This window comes from Opitutaceae bacterium TAV5, assembly GCA_000242935.3.
Classification (GTDB): domain Bacteria; phylum Verrucomicrobiota; class Verrucomicrobiia; order Opitutales; family Opitutaceae; genus Geminisphaera.
Window position 1 is genome coordinate 4,220,239 of the sequence record CP007053.1, and the last position, 17,389, is coordinate 4,237,627.

At 65.9% G+C, this 17,389-nt stretch carries 15 protein-coding genes; 8 read left to right on the plus strand and 7 right to left on the minus strand.

Features of this window, described 5'->3' with window-relative positions; translation table 11 throughout:
* Window positions 1–153: 153 nt before the first annotated feature.
* A complete protein-coding gene (locus OPIT5_18080; GenBank protein ID AHF91839.1) occupies window positions 154–990 on the minus strand; it encodes a biofilm PGA synthesis protein PgaB in 837 nt (278 codons plus the stop codon).
* A gap of 123 nt (window positions 991–1,113) precedes the next feature.
* Window positions 1,114–2,610: an autotransporter gene (locus OPIT5_18085; protein AHF91840.1), complete on the minus strand. Its 1,497-nt coding sequence runs from the start codon at window positions 2,608–2,610 to the stop codon at window positions 1,114–1,116.
* A 190-nt stretch (window positions 2,611–2,800) separates the two neighbouring features.
* Here OPIT5_18085 and OPIT5_18090 point away from each other — a divergent pair, with 190 nt between their 5' ends.
* On the plus strand, window positions 2,801–4,714 hold the full coding sequence (locus tag OPIT5_18090; protein ID AHF91841.1) for a hypothetical protein: 1,914 nt from the start codon (window positions 2,801–2,803) through the stop codon (window positions 4,712–4,714).
* Window positions 4,715–5,035: 321 nt separating this feature from the next.
* Here OPIT5_18090 and OPIT5_18095 read toward each other — a convergent pair whose 3' ends face one another.
* Window positions 5,036–6,802 (minus strand): transporter, encoded by a 1,767-nt coding sequence (locus OPIT5_18095; GenBank protein ID AHF91842.1) that lies wholly within the window; start codon window positions 6,800–6,802, stop codon window positions 5,036–5,038.
* A complete protein-coding gene (locus OPIT5_18100) occupies window positions 6,799–7,047 on the minus strand; it encodes a regulatory protein (GenBank protein ID AHF91843.1) in 249 nt (82 codons plus the stop codon). The genes OPIT5_18095 and OPIT5_18100 overlap by 4 nt, the downstream gene beginning before the upstream one ends.
* Window positions 7,048–7,177: 130 nt before the next feature.
* Here OPIT5_18100 and OPIT5_18105 point away from each other — a divergent pair, with 130 nt between their 5' ends.
* The gene (locus OPIT5_18105; protein ID AHF91844.1) at window positions 7,178–8,245 is read left to right on the plus strand and encodes a phospho-2-dehydro-3-deoxyheptonate aldolase; all 1,068 of its coding nucleotides are present in this window, start codon (window positions 7,178–7,180) and stop codon (window positions 8,243–8,245) included.
* Between the two features lie 31 nt (window positions 8,246–8,276).
* Here the strand turns inward: OPIT5_18105 and OPIT5_18110 are convergent, their stop codons facing one another.
* Complete coding sequence (locus OPIT5_18110; protein ID AHF91845.1) at window positions 8,277–9,113, minus strand: TatD family hydrolase; 837 nt, start codon at window positions 9,111–9,113, stop codon at window positions 8,277–8,279.
* A 518-nt stretch (window positions 9,114–9,631) separates the two neighbouring features.
* Here OPIT5_18110 and OPIT5_18115 point away from each other — a divergent pair.
* From OPIT5_18115 to OPIT5_18140, 6 genes are all read left to right on the plus strand, one after another.
* Complete coding sequence (locus OPIT5_18115; GenBank protein AHF91846.1) at window positions 9,632–10,393, plus strand: inositol monophosphatase; 762 nt, start codon at window positions 9,632–9,634, stop codon at window positions 10,391–10,393.
* Window positions 10,394–10,464: 71 nt separating this feature from the next.
* Window positions 10,465–11,646 carry a riboflavin biosynthesis protein RibD gene (locus tag OPIT5_18120; GenBank protein AHF91847.1) on the plus strand — a complete coding sequence of 394 codons (1,182 nt, stop codon included), beginning with the start codon at window positions 10,465–10,467 and terminating at the stop codon, window positions 11,644–11,646.
* A complete protein-coding gene (locus OPIT5_18125; GenBank protein AHF91848.1) occupies window positions 11,621–12,256 on the plus strand; it encodes a nucleoside-triphosphate diphosphatase in 636 nt (211 codons plus the stop codon). Before OPIT5_18120 ends, OPIT5_18125 begins: the two co-directional genes overlap by 26 nt.
* A 138-nt stretch (window positions 12,257–12,394) precedes the next feature.
* Complete coding sequence (locus OPIT5_18130; GenBank protein AHF91849.1) at window positions 12,395–12,796, plus strand: hypothetical protein; 402 nt, start codon at window positions 12,395–12,397, stop codon at window positions 12,794–12,796.
* Between the two features lie 160 nt (window positions 12,797–12,956).
* Window positions 12,957–15,032 (plus strand): excinuclease ABC subunit B, encoded by a 2,076-nt coding sequence (locus tag OPIT5_18135; protein ID AHF91850.1) that lies wholly within the window; start codon window positions 12,957–12,959, stop codon window positions 15,030–15,032.
* Window positions 15,017–15,478: a hypothetical protein gene (locus OPIT5_18140; GenBank protein AHF91851.1), complete on the plus strand. Its 462-nt coding sequence runs from the start codon at window positions 15,017–15,019 to the stop codon at window positions 15,476–15,478. The genes OPIT5_18135 and OPIT5_18140 overlap by 16 nt, the downstream gene beginning before the upstream one ends.
* A 74-nt stretch (window positions 15,479–15,552) precedes the next feature.
* On the opposite strand, the gene OPIT5_18145 is transcribed toward OPIT5_18140, so the two are convergent.
* Window positions 15,553–16,959: a hypothetical protein gene (locus OPIT5_18145; protein AHF91852.1), complete on the minus strand. Its 1,407-nt coding sequence runs from the start codon at window positions 16,957–16,959 to the stop codon at window positions 15,553–15,555.
* Window positions 16,956–17,159 (minus strand): hypothetical protein, encoded by a 204-nt coding sequence (locus OPIT5_18150; protein ID AHF91853.1) that lies wholly within the window; start codon window positions 17,157–17,159, stop codon window positions 16,956–16,958. Before OPIT5_18150 ends, OPIT5_18145 begins: the two co-directional genes overlap by 4 nt.
* Window positions 17,160–17,389 lie beyond the last annotated feature (230 nt).

Below are 17,389 nucleotides of genomic sequence, written 5' to 3' on the forward strand. Positions count from 1 at the left end.
CGCATCGAGTCGTGCGGGGCGACTGTCTGTGCCGTCGATGGGGACGCGGGAAAACGGGCCACAAAAAAAGACGAAACCCGGTGATGGGCTTCGTCTTCTGTCCCCGCATCCTGCGGAAAGGGCGCGGTGGATTCCCCGTCTGCGCGATCCGGTTCAGGGCGCGTCCTTGCCGGCTGCCCAGTAAAGGGCGCGCGGGATCATGGCCTGCACGCCGGGTGTGTTTTCGGGATGCGGGCTGGAAATAAAAACGCGCCCTTTGCCGAACGTGGTCGTAGCCTGGGCGGGTGAATTGACCATCACGCCGACCGGCGTGCCGTTTTCCGCGATCTCGCTGCGGAACCAGGCAACCACCTCGTAGGCGGGCAGATCGGTCCGGTTGTGCGGGCGGATGATCGGCCCGTTGGCATAACGGATCTTGAAGGTGTCTTTCACCGGCCCGAAAAGGGCCCGGCCGGCATCGGAAAGCTCCACATCCATGTAGCCGCGGCCGCGCCGCCACTTGCTGGAAACGGTGCGGGCGTTGAGGATGCCGAGGCCCCAGTCGAAGCCGGAGCAGGCGAGGTAGGCGCCGGCGCAGACGCCGACGTAGCCGCCGCCGTTTTCGACGAACTTGCGCACGTTGGCGCGACCGGCGTCGCCGATGGCCTTGGACTGGGCGCTGCCGCTGCCGCCGCAGAAGACAATGACGTCGAACGCGGCGAGGTCGGTGGTGCCGACCTGTTCGGGGGCAAGCATCGTAAACCGGGCCTCGGGCATGGCGCGGATGTTGACCATCATGTTTTCGATGCTGGAGGCGAAGGCGCCGGGACCGGTGTAGACGGCGATGCCGAGAGGGCGGGGCGCGGGCGGGGCGACGATGATGCGGCCTTCGTTGATGGAGGGGGGCGTTGTGTCGGTGTCGGTATCGGTATCGGTCTGCGCGGCCAGCGGGGCGGACGCGAGAACCAGGCTGGCGAGGAGCGGGAGGAGACGGGCGGGACAGTTTTTCATAGGGAGAACGAGGTGGTGAAATAGGAGGGGACCCGCGCCCGGCGCACCGGAGCGACAACCCGGCGACGTGGCCTCGTCGTCGTGCCATCGCCGGAGCGGCCGGAAGGCGCGGGTCCGGGGATGCTATGACCGCCGCGCTGGATGGCGGCGAAGGAAGAAGGCCAGCCCGAAGAGAGCGAGGCCGGCGAGGGCGGCGAAGGTGGCGGGCTCGGGAATGGCGCCGACGCGAAGGACGAGGGAGGTGCCGTTGCTGCCGAGAGCGAGGACGACGTCGCGGCCGTCGAGCGTGCCGGTGAGGGTGTCGCCGAGCGTACCGACGATGGTTTCGGAAGTGGAGAACAGGGTATAAATGCCGTCGTCGAAACCGGCGAGGGCGGTGAGTTGCAGGTTGTCGAGGTCGAAGACGCCGCTGCCGATGTCGAGCACGGCGCCGGCTGCGAGCTGCACGAGGTCGCTGGCGCCGGTTGTGGCGAGGTCGAAGAAGAAGGAGGCGTCGCCCACGGAAAGGTTGCCGGTGAAGGCGAGGGTGCCGATGGCGTCGGACAGGACACCGGCGCTGTATGTGCCGATGTCGACGATGGCGCCGTCTGCCAGGACGGAATCGCCGGCGACCGTGCCGCTGCCGGCAAGGGTGGCGCCGGAGGCGACGGTGACGCCGGCGCCCTCGTCACGCCCGAGGGTGACGCCGGCATTGAGGAGGAGCGTGCCGGCGGAAACGACGGTGCCGCCGGTATGGGCATACCCGGAAGTGCCGGTGCTGGTGTTTTCGAGCGAGAGGGTGCCCGCGCCGGTTTTGACGAGAACGCCGTCTTCACCCGAGACATTGCGCATGGAGCCGAGGATGCGGAAGGTCACGTCTTCCGCGACTTCGAGGGTCCCTCCCTGTGCGCCAACTCGCCAGCCACGATTGGCAAAGGAAGCGGTGGTGCCACCGGTAACCTGCAAGGTGCCGCCGTTGATGATCACGCCGTTGGTGTTGACCGATGCCGTGGAGCCGAGGTTGGCGGCATTGTCGATCGAGACCACGCCTTCGGAAATGGTGAGCCCGCCGGTGAAGGTGTTCGTCGTGCCGAGGACGAGGGTGCCGGTTCCGGTCTTTTCGATACCGCCGGTACCCGTGATGGAGGCGGTGCTGAAGGTGACGCTGGAGGTGGAGTCGATGTTGATGCCGCCGTAGCCGGTGTAGCCCAGATTGATGGTCAGGGTCGAACTGGTGTTATACCGCCAGAAAGTAACCGTGGCTTCGTTGGTGGCGGAGATGATAGTGATGTCAGCGGTGCCGAAAGTCAGCGTACGGGTGGACGCGGAGGAAGCCGTGGTCGGCCCGATGCGGAGACCGTCCGGGCCGTAACGACCGGCAGCATTGTCGAAGGAGATGGAGCGGATTGTGTAATCGGCGCCTGTCAGGAGGGTCGGAATGGTACCGCTCCCGTTGCGAGTGGCGATGACGAGATCGGTATCGGCGCCGGGACTGATACCTTCCGTCCAGTTACCGGTGCCGGACATGTTGGCGTTACCGCCGCCGCTGCCGCCGCTCCAGTTGAGCGTGGTCTGGGCGTTGAGGAAACCGCAGGAAAGCCCCGTGACGAGGACGGCGGCGGTGAGATGGCTGTATTTCATGATGTGGCAGATTGGTTGCCGGTAAATGGAGCAGCGGGCATTCCGCCGGGGTTACGTAGAGCTACGCCCGGGGACGGGCGTGCTCCCCGGCGGGGTTTCGCGGGCGCGTCTGAAAACGTTTGTCGGTCCGGGGAAGTGGCGATTTTGCGCGGCGGGGGTCGTGCTGGAGCCAGTCTCCCTGCTTTTCACCATGTCAGCCATCAACGATTTCCTCCTCCGCAACGATCTTCGCATCGCCACCAATCCGTGCGTCAGCCCGGATTTCTGCCTCGACTGGCCTGCGCTGCGCGCCCAGCTCGTCGCCGGTGATCCGGCGGTGACGCGGTATCCGCAGAGCCGTTTCGCCACCGCGCAGGGTTTCTGGGAACTGGCGGAAAACGCGCACGGCGACTGCGCCTGGGTGCTGTCGCCGGCGGCGGGCGTCGCCGATGCGGAGGCGACGCTGGCGGAGGGCGCCGCGCTGGCGGACGGGCGATGCGTGTTCCCGGCGACCTTTGAGAACCTCCTCGTGCTCAAGAACCGGATACAGGAGCACGAGGCCGGCTCGACGATCTTCCCGACGGCGGGCGCGCAGCTCGGGCGGAGCACGCTGGGCATCGGGGCGCGGTTCACCACGCTGCACTGGCCGGCGGTGGACTGGGCGATGGCGGCGCTGGGCATCGGGGTGACGGCCAACCAGAACTCGATCCCGCGCGAACTGGTTTACGATGTCGACGCCATGCTCGGCGGACGGCTCGACACGGTGCCGTTCCCGTTCATCGGCACGAGCGTGCCCGAGGGGCATCAGGGGCAGAGCGTCGAAGGGATGAGCCACGGTTGCGTGCTCGCGAAGCTGAAAACCGGATTTCACCGGCGCGGCATCGCCTGGAGTTTTAACGCCGACCATCAGCCGATCGGGGGAAAATTCGACGCGCGCGAGGATGCGCTCGTGGCGGGCTGCGTGCTGGCGAGCTACATCACGTTCGACCTGTCGCCCGAACTGGCGCAGACGCGCGCGCCCGCCTCGCCGCAGGCCGCGGCGGAGTGGGTAAAGGCTCATGTGCCGGCGGAGCTGGTCGAAACGGTCCGCGCCCGGGTGGGCGGGCTCGGGTTCGACGGAAAAACCGGCGTGGCAACGCTCGACGAGGGGGCGTTCGCGTTGCTGCTCGCCACCGTCTGGCCCGCGATGGAAAAAATGAAGCGGCGCGACGAAAAGTACCGCGCCGCGCGCGAGCGGCTTTTCACGACGGAGGCGGGGCGCGCATACCTGCGCGAGTTGTCGATCGACGAGTTGCCGGGACTCACCACGCCGGAGACGACGGCGATCATGCTGGCGCTGTGCGAGGCGCTCGGGATGACGATCCACTTTGTGGCGCCGGCCTTCGGTTTTCAGAAAAACATGCCGTATCCGGACAACGCGGCGTTGCGCGCGCTGATCGAAAGGCAGTGGGCGGTGTGCCGGGCGTTCGGCGCGAGCATCGGTTTCCATTCCGGCTCCGGAAAGTCGGCCGAAAACTATCAGGTGATGGGTGCGGTGACGGGCGGCCGCCTGGAGATCAAGACGAGCGGGCGCTACACCTACGAGATGGGGCGGGCGCTGCACGCATCGACGGATGCGGGCGACCGGGCGCTCTGGGAAGACTGGCACCGCTTCACGGTGGAGCTGGCGCTGGCGGGCGGCTTCAGCACGGACGAGACCGAGCGCCGGATGGCGCGGAGTTTTGTCATCGACGCGCTGACCAGGGCCGGGCGCGCGGCGGCGGAGACAGCGGAGGCGGCGGTGTTCGCCTCGCCGGAGTCGGCGCGGGCGGCGATCGGATCGCTGCCGGCGAGTCCGGAAAACATGTTCTGGTTTGAATACAATTTCCTGTACGTGCTCGCGGGCGACGGCCGGGCGGAGAAGGCGGCGCTCGGCGACCACTCGCCGGCGGGCTACCGGCAGCGCGCGCGGTTTTATGCGATCAGCGACGAGGCGAGGCTGCTCTATGCGAAAAACGTGGCGGCCTACATCGTGTTTCTCGCGGAAAACACGGGGCTGGTCTCGCGCGAACGTTGCGCGGCGGCGGCGAAGGCGCTGGCAGGGTATGCGACGCTGGCGGAGTTGCTGGCGGCGACCGGCGCGTAGCCCGGATTATTTCACTGATGTTACGCGGATCGACCGTAGTCACAGGCCTCGACTTTTCCTGGCGGAAAAGTGCCTGTGGGACGGCGCGAAGCGCCGCCGGTCTGTGTGGCGCGGGCGTCTCGCCCGCAGACGGCGAAGCCGCCGGATCGTGTGGCACGGGCTTCCAGCCCGTGAGCGTTGCCTCTCCGCGACGTCCGGAAACAAACCGGCGGCGCTTCGCGTCGTCCACGGGCAAGGATGCCCGTGCCACGTCGGAAGCGGGCGAGACGCCCGCGCCACTTCAAGGCCGATCCGCGTGACATCAGTCATGACGTCGCGCTCTCAGTTCTGCGCAGTGGTCTGCGGGCGGCTGCTGGCGGGCTCGACCACGGCGATGTTGTAGCGCGAGAGCGAACTGGCCTCGAGGCGGGCGAGTTCGGAAAGCGCAACGCGCAGGTTGACGCGGGACTGGAGCTCGTTGACACGCGCGGTGTCGAGGTCTTCCTGCGACTCCTGCACACGGCGGAAGGTGGTGAGGCCGGAATCGTAACGCGCCTTTTCAAATTCGTACTGGCGCTCGCTCAGCGTGGTGGCGAGCGAGGAGATGCGGACGGCTTCGCGGTTGGTGTCGACGGCGCGGACGGCGGCGCGCACGGCCACGCGGAGATCCTGCTCGATCTGGGCCAGGCGGGTCTGCTCGCGGGTGAGGCCGAGCACGGACTGCCGGTAGCGGGCGCGTTCGGCCTTCATGCCCCAGGGGAAACTGACCGTGACGTCGACCTGCCAGTTGTAACGGTCGCCGTTGAACGTGTGGCCGGCGGCGTCGCTGTAGCTGTCGTCGTCGGCATTGTAACCGACGGCGCCCCCGAGGGCGAGAGAGGGGAGCTTGTCGTTGGCGGCCACACGCACATCGAGCCGGAGCTGGCGGATCGAGAGCAGGGTGGCGGTGTAGTCGGGGTAGTTGTCGAGCGCGAGTTTGTAGGAGCGGTCGATGGAGACGTCGGGAATGGCGGTGTCGGGCAGGGTGAGGGCGCCGACTTCCAGTTCGCCGGGCCGGGCGCCGAAGAGGGCGACGAGCGCATCCTCGCGGTTGTTCACCGTCTGTTCGCTCTCGAGGACGGCGCGGCGGGCATTGGCGACGCCGACTTCGGCCTGCAACACCTCGAGATCGGTGCCGACACCGACGTCGCGACGGCTGGTGTTTTCCCGCAGCAGGCGTTCGGCGACATCGAGGCTGAACTGGAGCACGCCGAGCTGGCCGCGGGCATAAAGAAGATTGTAGTAGGAGGTCTCCACATCGCGCACGACGTCGAGCACGGTGCTCTTGAAATCGAGGTCGGCGATGTCGCTGCCGAGGCGGGCGCGATTGATGGCGGCGCGGTTGACGGTGGTGCCGGCGCCCTTGAGCAGGGGTTGGCTGACGGAGAAGGCGACATCGCTGCCATACACGGAGTTGTAACCGGAGGGGTAGGGGGGGGTATTGGTGTGGCTGCGGTCGAGCGCGCCGCTGACGGCGGCGGTGGCGCCGGTGGCGAGTTTTTTGGAAACCTGGAGGCGGGTGTCGTTGCCGTTGGCCTTGGTCGCGTCGGCCCGGCTCTCGCCATAGGCGGTGGAGAGCGAAAGATTGGGAGAAAAGACGGATTCGGCCACGGGCACGTTTTCCCGGGTGCTTTCGGTGGTGAAGCGCTGGATGCGGAGGTTGAAATTGGCGTCGAGGGCGCGGCTCACGCAGTCCTCGAGCGTGAGGGGGACGCCGCCGGGCGTGGGCGAGGCGAGCGCGACCGCGGCGATCACGGGATCGGTGATGGGCTCGTCCGGCGTGCTGGTGGTCGCGGGTGGCGGCTTGGGCGGGGTGGGCGCGGGGGCGGGGCGGGAGGGCGGCGGCGTGGGCGGGGCCTCCTTGGCATCGGCCGGGGCGGTGTCGGACGCGGCCGGAGTGGCGGCGGCGGATGCGGACACCGGGGCAGCGGCGACGACCGGCCCGGAGAGTATTGCCGGCGAGGCGGTTGGCGATTTGCTGTCCGAAGAGGTGGCCCGGAGCGGCGAGAGGAGAGCGATGGCGAAGGCGGCAGCGGTGGCGGCAGCGCGAGGGCGGAGGAGGGCGGTCATTGCTTTTCGTATTCGCCGGCGGACGTGCGTTTGAGGACGGTAAAACCGGCTTGTTTCGCATCCGTGACGGACAAGGGCTTCAGAAGTTTCGGTGTGTTGATTGTATGAATGTCTTCGCGGGCCACGGCCTGGCCGCAGACGGGGCACTGCGTGAGTGCGGGCTCGTTCGCGGAATGCCGGCGATCGAATCCCGTGCCGCAGAGTTTGCAGGGCGATTTGAGCGGGACGTAGCGATAGACAGGCATGGGAATTGGTCCGGAAAAGGAGAAGCGAAGCCGTGGCGGAGCCCGCGGGCAACAGTTTTGCGAGCAGGAATGCCTGCGGTCGCGCGAAATCTTGCCGACCGGCCGCGAATGCGGCACGCTCCGTCCCTTTATGCGAAAAACATCCGATATCAACGTGGTTGAAACGCGCCTCCTGCCGTCGCCGGCCGAGCTCGTGAACGAGTATCCCCGTTCCGAGGCGCAGTCGGAGTTTATCACCCGGGTGCGGCAGGAGATCCACCGGATCGTTTTCACGGCGGACCGCCGTTTCCTGCTCGTGGTGGGCCCGTGCTCGATTCACGACACGGAGGCCGGGCTCGATTACGCGCGGCGCCTGGCCGTGCTGGCCCGGGATGTGGCCGACCGGGTGATGGTCGTGATGCGCGTATACTTCGAAAAACCGCGCACGACGGTCGGCTGGAAAGGCCTGATCATGGACCCGGGGCTCGACGGTTCGCACGACATCGCCCGCGGCCTGCGGGCGGCGCGGGCGTTCCTGCGCGAGGTGGTCGACCTCGGCCTGCCGACGGCCACGGAGTTGCTCGACCCGATCACGCCGCAGTACATCGCGGACCTGATCTGCTGGTCGGCGATCGGGGCGCGCACCACCGAATCCCAGATCCACCGCCAGATGGCCTCGGGCCTTTCGATGCCGCTGGGCTTCAAGAACGGCACGGACGGCTCGCTGACGACGGCGATCAACGCCATCCGCGCGGCGTCGCAGCCGCAGACTTTTCTCGGCATCAACATCAACGGGCAGTCGTCGGCGATCGTCACGGCGGGCAATCCCAACTGCCATGTGGTGCTGCGCGGCGGCAAGGCCGGGCCCAACTACGACGCCGCGCATGTGGGCGAGGCCGTGCAGGCGCTCGACAAGGCGGGGCTCGTCCCGGCCGTGATGGTGGATGCCTCGCATGACAATTCTTCCAAAAAACCGGAGCGCCAGCCCGAGGTGGTGCGCGAGGTGGTGCAGCAAATCGTGGCGGGCAACCACGCGATCATCGGCGCGATGGTGGAGAGCAATCTCGAGGCCGGCAGCCAGCCCTTCCCCCAGCCGCGGGAAAACCTGCGTTACGGCGTGAGCATCACCGACGGCTGTATCGACTGGGCCACGACCGAGGCGCTGGTCCGCGAGGTCCACGCCGCGCTGGCCCCGCGCTTTGCGAAGGCACGGGGGTGAGCCTCCGCTCAAGACATCGGGTGCGCGGGTATTACCCGAAAAACCGCGCAAAGTTTTCCGCCACCTGCGCGGCGAGCGCGGCGGGCTCGACTCCGCGGATTTCGGCCAGACCGGCATACGCGGCCTCGATGTTGCCGGGATGATTGACCGGCGTGCCGTCGGCGGCGGGGGGCAGCCTGTGCGTGCGCCGCGCGAGCGGCAAGGGCATCGCGGGGGCGTCGGTTTCGACGAGCAGCCGGTCGGCCGGCACGCTGCGAAACACCTCGCGCGCCTTCTCCTTGCGGGGATCGAGAAACGCGCCGTTGAAGGAAAAATACGCGCCGCGATCCGCGAATGTTTTCACCATCTCCGCCGGGCCTCCGTAAGCGTGCAACAAAAAGCCGCGCGCGGGCAGCGCCACCTGGCGCAGTACGCCTTCGAGCGCGCCCCACGCGTGCAGGCAGTGGAGGGTCACCGGACGGTTTTCCGCACAGGCGAGAGCGAGTTGCTTTAAAAACACCTCGCCTTGTTCGGGCAGCGGAGCGCGACGCAGGCCGGCGAGTCGCGGGTCGTCGGGCCGCGCGCGGTCGAGCATCCAGCGGTCGAGGCCGATCTCGCCGACGCCCGCACGAGGATCGGCGGCGAGTTGCCGCTTCAGCACGGCAAACCACTCCGGCGAACGGTTGCCGGCGTGCCACGGATGCACCCCGTAACTCGCCCGCACCCACGGGAAACGGCGGGCGAGCGCGGCCACGCGCGGCCAGTCGGCCTCGCCGGTGCCGTTGACGACCGCGCCGCCGAGCGGCAACGCGTCAAGCTGCGCGGCGATCCGGTCGAGATGCGGCGCGAGCCATTCGTCCTGCAGGTGGTTGTGGGCGTCGTAATACATGCGTCCGGGTTATATGCAGCGCAGGAAAAATGCAGAAGAACGTTTAACACCAAAGGTGACTTCCAGAAATTGAACAGAAGGCAACGAAGAGAACGAAGACCAACCAGGGACGTTTACTGTTCATTCCTGTTTAACCTTCTTAAAACAAACAACTTCTTGTTCAGGATCTTCTTTGTTTTTACCTTCGTTACCTTTGTTTCCTTCTGTTCAGAAATGAATTTTCAGAACTTCCCCAAGCCTTTGGCACGAAACGTCAAATCAAGGACATGCGAGCGTAAGCGTAAAGGTTGCCGGAGCCGCTGGGATACAATTTTTTCACGCCACCTCTTGCTGTTCGAGCGGTCGTACAACCCCGTAATCGAGCCAATGTTTCACTCGGTTATTTTTGTTTGTGTTGTAAGACCCCCTGCCTTCCGGGCGCCGAGATCGTCCGGTGGCAGGGGGCTCTTGTTCCGGCGGCGGGCGGTTTCCTTTTGCTCCCGGCGGCGGTGATGTGATTCATCTGCCGGTCTTCCGCCATGATCCTCGAACCTTATCGCGCCTTCCTGATCGAACTTGCAGAAAAAAGCGGCGACTTCATCCGCCCGCTCTTCGCCAGCCCGGGTCTCGTGGTGGAGCACAAGGGCGACGACTCTCCCGTCACGCGCGCCGACCGGGGCGCCGAGGAATTGATGCGCGCCCTGATCGCGAAACGTTTTCCCGACCACGGTGTCATCGGGGAAGAATTCGGCAACGACCGCCCCGACGCCGAATGGGTGTGGGTGCTCGATCCGGTGGACGGCACGAAATCCTTCATCTCGGCCGTGCCGCTTTTCGGCACGCTCATCGCGCTCATGCACCACGGCCAGCCGGTGCTCGGCTGCATCCACCAGCCCGTCCTGCGGCAGCTCATGATCGGCGACGGACGCGAAACCATGCTCAACGGTCGCCCCGCCCGCCTCCGCCCCTGCGCCTGCATCGAGGACGCCACGCTCCTGACGAGCGATCCGGTCAACCCCTCCCGTTATCAGAACGGCGTCGCCTTCGATGCCCTGCAACGGCGCGTCCGGCTCGCCCGCACCTGGGGCGACGCCTGCGGCTACCTGCTGCTCGCTTCCGGTTATGCCGACATCATGGCGGATCCGGTCATGAACCCGTGGGACATCGCCGCGCTCATCCCGATCGTGCGCGGTGCGGGCGGTGTCATCACCGACTGGCATGGCGGTGACCCCGTGCGCGGCGAATCCATCCTCGCTGCCGGGCCGGAGTTGCATGCGCAGGTCGTGGCGGCGCTGAAATAGCGCGGCGCATCCGGCGAGCGCATCCCGCAACCTCGACAAATCCTCCCTCGCTCCGTTTTGTTGCCAATTCCATGCAGCCTGAACTTGCACAGCACGAACCCTTCATGCGCCGCGCGCTCGCCCTTGCCCGGCAAGCCTGGGGGAAAACCCATCCCAATCCGATGGTCGGCGCGCTCCTCGTCGAGGACGGTGTCGTCGTGGCCGAGGGATTCCATGAGCAGGACGGCGGTGCGCATGCCGAGCGCGTTGCCCTCGCCGGGTATGCCGCCGCCGGACGCCGGCCGACGCCCGCCACCACGCTCTACGTCACGCTGGAACCCTGCTCCACCCAGGGACGCACCGGCGCGTGTTGCGACGCGATCATCGCCGCCGGCATCAAGCGTGTGGTCGTCGGCGCGACCGACCCCAATCCCGACCACGCCGGCGCCGGCTATGCGAAACTGCGCGAGGCCGGCGTCGAGGTCATCGAAAACGTCTGCGAGCCCGAGTGCCGCGACCTCAACCTCATTTTCAATCACTGGATAACCACCCGCAGCCCGCTCCTCGCCGGCAAGATCGCCGTGACGCTCGACGGCAAGATCGCCTGCCGCACCGGCCAGTCGAAGTGGATCACCGGCGAGGAATCCCGCGCCGACGTGCACCGCTGGCGCCGGCTGTTTCCCGCCATTGCCGTCGGGGCGATGACCGTGCTCGCCGACGATCCGCGACTCACCGCCCGCCTGCCCGAATCCGAAGGCGGCGAGTGGTGTCCGATCCGCTTCGTGTTCGACGGCCTGCTCCGCACGGTCGTCCATCGCAACCTCCCCAAGGTCTACTCCGATGGTTACAAGGAACGCACCATCGTCGTGACCACGCCGCACGGCGGCATGGGCTACGTGCGCAAGCTGCGCGAGATGGGGGTCACGGTGTGGGTGCTCGATTCGACCTCGCAACAGGTCAACTTTGGCGATTTCCGCCGCCGCTGCCTGATGGAAAACATCACCGGCGTCTATTTCGAAGGCGGCGCGCGCCTGCTCAGCGAACTGCTCCGCCACCGCGAGCTCGATTACCTCTTCAACTACCGCGCCCCGCTTCTCTTTGGCGACGAGAAGGCGCGCGGCGTCTTCAACGGGCTGCGCACGGAAAACATCGCCCAGGCCGTGCGCCTCACCGACACGATCAACGAGCGGCACGGCGAGGACACGCTGCTGCGCGGCCGCATGGTTTATCCGCAAAAACTCTCCGTCGATGAAACTGCATTTGGCCTCGGGTAACGCGCACAAGGTCGCCGAGATGAACGCGCTCGCCGCCGCCAGCGGGCTGCCGTTTCCGTTAAAAATCTGTTCGGCCCGAGAGTCCGGCGGCATGCCGCCGGTGGTCGAGGACACCGGCACGTTTGTCGGCAACGCCCGCAAGAAAGCCGTTGCGCTCCGGCAACAACTCGCCGCCGCCGGCCAGCCCGACGCGTGGGTGCTTGCCGACGACAGCGGCCTCTGCGTGGACGCGCTCGGCGGCGCGCCCGGCGTCGAGAGCGCGTACTACGCCGGCCCGCAGGGCGACAGCGACGCCAACCTGCAAAAACTCGTCGAGACTCTGCGCCCGGTCGCCGGCGACCGGGCGGCGCACTACACCTGCGTGCTTCTGCTGCGTGGTCCCGGCGGCCTCGAAAAGATCTTCGAGGCGCATTGTCACGGCCGCCTCCTGGTGGAGCCGCGGGGGCAGGGCGGTTTCGGCTACGACCCGCTGTTCGTGCCCGCCGCCGACAACCCCGCCGCCCGCACCTTTGCCGAACTCGGCGACGATTTCAAAAACGCCCGCAGCCACCGCGGTCTCGCTTGGGCCAGACTCGTGCAGTGGCTCCGCGAAAACCCGCCGGAGGGATAGCCGCAAAAAGGCGCCAAAAATCTTTCTGCCCGACGAAAATCCTCCGCGCGCCTATAAGCGCGATGGAGGGTTCCATGCGCGGCGTGTTCTTTTGTGTTTTTTGTGGCCATTGCTTTCTGTCATTTCTCCCAACGAGTCATGAACACAAAATCCCTCAACCAGCTCTGTGATGTTGTCCGCGAGACCAGCTATGCCATCCACCGTTATCATCGTAACGGACATGCCGAAAAAATCTACGAGAACGCACTCGTCCATCGTCTCCGGAAGCAAGGGGTTGAGGTAAAACAACAGCATCCTCTGCACGTATACGACGAAGATGGAACCCTGCTCGGAGAATTTTTTGCGGATCTGTTTATCGAAAACTGCCTGATCGTGGAACTCAAGGCCGTGCGCAAGGTGATTAATGAGCATATCGCCCAGCTTCTTGGTTATCTTTGTTCGGGACGGATCGAGACCGGTTTGCTCATCAACTTCGGATCAGCCAAACTCCACGTGAAAAAGTACCTCATGAGCGACATCGACGCTCTCGAAGAGGAATAGCCACAAAAAACACAAAATTTCCATCTGCCCGGCGAGAATCTTCCGCGCGCTTATAAGCGCGATGGAGGGCTCCATGCGCGGCGTGTTTTTTTGTGTTTTTCGTGGCTATTCTTTCCTTCAGTTGCAGTGCAGCCAGTCTGGCGATTGGGTGATTGATCCGATGTCTCTTTTCAAACTTCACGCCGACTACACACCCACGGGCGACCAGCCGCAGGCCATCGAGGCGCTGGTCCGCTCCATCCGCGCGGGAAACAAACACCAGACGCTCCTCGGCGTCACCGGCTCGGGCAAGACGTTCACCATGGCCAATGTCATCGCGCAGTGCGAACGGCCCACCCTCATCATCTCCCACAACAAGACCCTCGCCGCCCAGCTCTACTCCGAATTCAGGAACTTCTTCCCCGAAAACGCCGTCGAGTATTTCGTTTCCTACTACGACTATTACCAGCCCGAGGCCTACATCCCGTCGAGCGACACCTACATCGAGAAAGACTCCTCCATCAACGACGAGATCGAGCGCCTCCGCATCTCCGCCGCCAGCTCGCTCGTCTCGCGGCGCGATGTCATCGTCGTCGCCTCCGTGTCCTGCATCTACGGACTCGGCTCGCCCGAGGACTTCCAGGCCATGCGCATCCAGCTCCGCCGCGGCGCGCCGCTCGGCCGCAACGTCCTGCTCACCCGCCTCGTGGAAAACCTCTACGAGCGCAATGACTACGACCTCAAGCGCGGCGCCTTCCGCGTGCGCGGCGACGTCGTCGACATCATGCCCGCCTACCTCGAACAGGGCCTGCGCGTCGAATTCTGGGGCGACGAGATCGAGGCCATGAGCGAATTCGACCCGCTCACCGGCAACATCATCCGCCCGCTGGAGCAGTTTGATCTGTATCCGGCTAATCAGTACGTAACCTCGCGCGACAAGCTCGAGGCCGCCATCACCGCCATCAAGGCCGAACTCGACGAGCGCGTGAGCCAGTTCGAGAAAAACGGCCAGTACCTCGAGGCCCAGCGCATCCGCATGCGCACCAGCTACGACCTGGAGATGCTCCAGGAAATGGGCTTCTGCAACGGCATCGAAAACTATTCCCGCCACCTCGCCGGGCGAAAGGCCGGCGACCGCCCCATCTGCCTCGTCGATTTTTTCCCGAAAGATTTCATGCTCATGATCGACGAGAGCCACGCCACCGTCCCCCAGATCGGCGGCATGTACAACGGCGACCAGGCCCGCAAACAGAACCTCGTCAACTTCGGCTTCCGCCTTCCTTCCGCGCTCGACAACCGTCCGCAGTCCTTCGCCGAGTTCACCTCCATCACCGGGCAAACCCTCTACGTCTCCGCCACCCCTGCGAAGTACGAGCTCGAAAAATCCGCCGTCGTCGCCGAGCAGGTCATCCGCCCCACCGGCCTGCTCGATCCCGAAATCGACATCCGCACGACCAAAGGCCAGGTCGAGGACCTCATCGCCGAGGCGCGTCGCGCCGTCGAGGCCGGCGAACGCGTCCTCGTCACCACGCTCACCAAACGCCTCTCCGAAGACCTCACCGGTTTCCTGCGCGAATCGAAAATCCGCGTCGAGTACCTGCACAGCGACATCGACGCCATCGAGCGCGTCGAAATCCTCCGCAACCTCCGCCTCGGCAATTTCGACGTGCTCGTCGGCATCAACCTCCTGCGCGAGGGCCTCGACCTGCCCGAAGTCGCGCTCGTGGCCATCCTCGACGCCGACAAGGAAGGGTTTCTCCGCAGCGAGACGTCGCTCATCCAGACCGCCGGCCGCGCCGCCCGCCACGAAAAGGGCCGCGTGATTTTTTACGCTGACCGGATCACCGATTCCATCCTGCGCACGCTCGAAGTCACCCGACACCGCCGCGAAAAGCAGCTCGCCTACAACGCCGCCCACGGCATCACCCCGCGCAGCGTGAAACGTTCCCAGCAATCGAGCCTGCACGTTTACGATGGCAGCGGCCGCTCCTCTGACGACGACACCGCGATGGTGGCGGAAGGCGCGGAGGATGTCAGCGCCGTGATCGCGGAGCTGGAGGACGAGATGACGCTGGCCTCCTCGCAACTGGAGTTCGAGCGCGCCGCCGTCCTGCGCGACCAGATTACGGCGCTGCGTTCGGGCGATTTCAAAAAAGCCTTCGCGCCCCGCGTGAAATCCGGCGGCAAGGGGAAGGGCCGGGGAGCGACTCCCGGCAAATACCCGAAGACCGTCGGCAAGAAATGGAAAAAAACGTGAGCGCGACAAAACACCTCATCGTCGACGGCTCCAACCTCCTGCACGCCTGGCCGGAGTTGCGCGCCCTGCTCCGGCGCGACCGCGACGCCGCCCGTGCCCGGCTCGTCGATCTTCTCGCGCCGCTGCACGACAACAGCCCCGAACCCCTGCGGCTCACCGTCGTCTTCGACGGGCGCGGCTCCGGACTCGTCGTCGAACACCCGGCCGGCCCGCCGTCATTTTCCTGCATCTACACGCCGGCCGGCACGACGGCGGACGACGTGATCGAGCAACTCGTGGCCCGCTCCGCCGATCCTGCCGCCTGTCTCGTCGCGACCGACGACCAGGCCGAGCGCAGCACCGTCGAGGCCGCCGGCGCCGTCTGGTGTTCCTCGCGGGACCTCGCAGCCCGCGCCGGCGCCGCGACGGACCGCCTGCGCCGGGAGATCAGGCGGCGGCGGGAATAAACGTGGCACGGGCTTTCGGCTTGGGAAGTGGCGCGGGCGTCCCGCCCGCATCTGGAGTTTGGCGGACCGGAGAGTCAGTTATGGGAGTAGAACAGGGCGGAGGCGAGGTCGGTGGAGGGTTTATGCGACTTGGTGTTCGAGGAGGAGCGGGAGCAGAAGTGGGATAAACTCTCGCGGCGGAGGTGGCGGGCCCAGAGTTCGACGCGCAGTTGGTTGATGAGCAAGCCGGTGGTGGCGCGGCGCGGGGGCTCGCGGCGGCGCCATTTGGCCAAGGGCACCGACGGGGGCAGTTTGTCCGCGCCATAGGTGTGATGCGCGGCAAGCAGCAAAAGGGCATACGCGGCCACCGCGCAGGCAGGCTGGCGGCGCACCGCCTCCGGCTCCCTGACCTGTGCCTCGCTTACGCCCAGCAGACACTTTTCATCCCGGAAGTTCACCTCGATGTCCCAGCGCCAGAGGTATTCCTGCAGGATGTCTTCGAGCGGCACGTCCGGGTTGGTGCAAATCAGGCAGGCAGGCTGGCGGTAGAGCAGCTTGCCTGCTTTTTTCAACCGGTAGCCCAGGGGGGCGATCACCATCACCCGGACCAAGGTATCGACTCCGGTGATACGGGCCAGCACCGGCCCCAGTGTTTTGATCTTGAAATCGTGGCGCTTTTCCGCCGCGAAGGCCGGCACCCGGCTCCACCCGACGGTCTGGTCGGTGCGCAACTGTTCCGGCGTGGGCAGGGTGTCGCCATACTTGCGGGGGCGTCCCTTTTTGCCGGGCCGCGCCTGGCAGGGCGCGTAGAGCACGGTGTCTTTGCGCACCCGGCCGATCAGGACGGTGTTCTCCGGCAGCTGGCGCAACACCGTGCGGTTGGTGAAGCGTCCGTCGCTTACCCAGTGGATAGGGCGCGCGGTCGCGGTGCGCAGGTGCGCCATCCGCCCGGCGGCGACTTCGTTGATGTTGGCCTGTTTGCGGGCCTCGACGTAGGCCTTCTGCGTTCGGGTATCGGCGTGGCGCGAAGGTTTTTTGGGCAGCGGGGCCTCCTGCCAGTCCACCGGCACCAGCCGGGCCGAACCGTCGGCGGCGGGGAGGGCCGCGCAGAACTGCAGCACACGCTGGCCCCAGACAAAGTTGAGGTTGAACGGCGGGCCGAGCGGATCCTTGCGCCAGCCGCAGCCGGGGATGCAGCGGCCGGTTTTGCGGGTGATGGAGTCATCCAGCGCGACCACCCAGGGCCGGGCGGCATCGGTGGCCGCCAGCGCCTCGTGTTGCACGTGCGCGAAGACCGGATCGACCGGCAGGCGTTGCAGCAGGCGATACTGCGCCGACCAGTCCCGGTGTTGCGCCCCGGCCGTGCTCAGGGCTCCGGTCACCGTGTGGCGACCCAGATTAAGCAGACCGGCCAGCCACTGGGTGCGCGCCCGGGTAAAATCCCCGGGCGAGCCGAAGGCGGGGGCCAGCCCGTCGAGCAGGGAATCGAAGGCTTCGCTCAACGACGCTTTTTTTTTACCGGGACCGGATCGGGCGGAACCTCGCGCCGGGAAACGATCAGGTGGCCCTTGTCGTGGATCGTCCACTCGACCGTCTCGCCCTTGGCGAAGTCCATCGCCTGCGCGATGGGGGCGGGGAAGTTGATGTAATACTGCGCGGTTTCCTTGCGCTGGATGCATTGAACTTTGGTTGGATAGCCCATAAAGGAAACTAGTATTATAACTAGATATTTAATCAAGCCTTTCCTGCTGCAAAACTAGTCAGCGCCAAACTCCAGGCGCGGGCGTCCCGCCCGCATCCGGCGTGGCACGGCCATCCTGGCCGTGGACGGCGCGAAGCGCCGCCGGTTTATTTCCGGACGTTGCGGAGAGGCAACGCTCACGGGCAAGATGCCCGTGCCACGTCGGAGCGGAGAGGCACCCGATGCGGGCG

Excerpts from the sequence above, each read along its gene's own strand:
- OPIT5_18140 (AHF91851.1), top strand. The coding sequence starts at position 15,017 with ATGGAAAAAAACGTGAGCGCGACAAAACACCTCATCGTCGACGGCTCC.
- OPIT5_18130 (AHF91849.1), top strand. The coding sequence starts at position 12,395 with ATGAACACAAAATCCCTCAACCAGCTCTGTGATGTTGTCCGCGAGACC.
- OPIT5_18115 (AHF91846.1), top strand. The coding sequence starts at position 9,632 with ATGATCCTCGAACCTTATCGCGCCTTCCTGATCGAACTTGCAGAAAAA.
- OPIT5_18150 (AHF91853.1), bottom strand. The coding sequence starts at position 17,159 with ATGGGCTATCCAACCAAAGTTCAATGCATCCAGCGCAAGGAAACCGCG.
- OPIT5_18095 (AHF91842.1), bottom strand. The coding sequence starts at position 6,802 with ATGACCGCCCTCCTCCGCCCTCGCGCTGCCGCCACCGCTGCCGCCTTC.
- OPIT5_18135 (AHF91850.1), top strand. The coding sequence starts at position 12,957 with ATGTCTCTTTTCAAACTTCACGCCGACTACACACCCACGGGCGACCAG.
- OPIT5_18105 (AHF91844.1), top strand. The coding sequence starts at position 7,178 with ATGCGAAAAACATCCGATATCAACGTGGTTGAAACGCGCCTCCTGCCG.
- OPIT5_18080 (AHF91839.1), bottom strand. The coding sequence starts at position 990 with ATGAAAAACTGTCCCGCCCGTCTCCTCCCGCTCCTCGCCAGCCTGGTT.
- OPIT5_18110 (AHF91845.1), bottom strand. The coding sequence starts at position 9,113 with ATGTATTACGACGCCCACAACCACCTGCAGGACGAATGGCTCGCGCCG.
- OPIT5_18100 (AHF91843.1), bottom strand. The coding sequence starts at position 7,047 with ATGCCTGTCTATCGCTACGTCCCGCTCAAATCGCCCTGCAAACTCTGC.
- OPIT5_18120 (AHF91847.1), top strand. The coding sequence starts at position 10,465 with ATGCAGCCTGAACTTGCACAGCACGAACCCTTCATGCGCCGCGCGCTC.
- OPIT5_18090 (AHF91841.1), top strand. The coding sequence starts at position 2,801 with ATGTCAGCCATCAACGATTTCCTCCTCCGCAACGATCTTCGCATCGCC.
- OPIT5_18125 (AHF91848.1), top strand. The coding sequence starts at position 11,621 with ATGAAACTGCATTTGGCCTCGGGTAACGCGCACAAGGTCGCCGAGATG.
- OPIT5_18085 (AHF91840.1), bottom strand. The coding sequence starts at position 2,610 with ATGAAATACAGCCATCTCACCGCCGCCGTCCTCGTCACGGGGCTTTCC.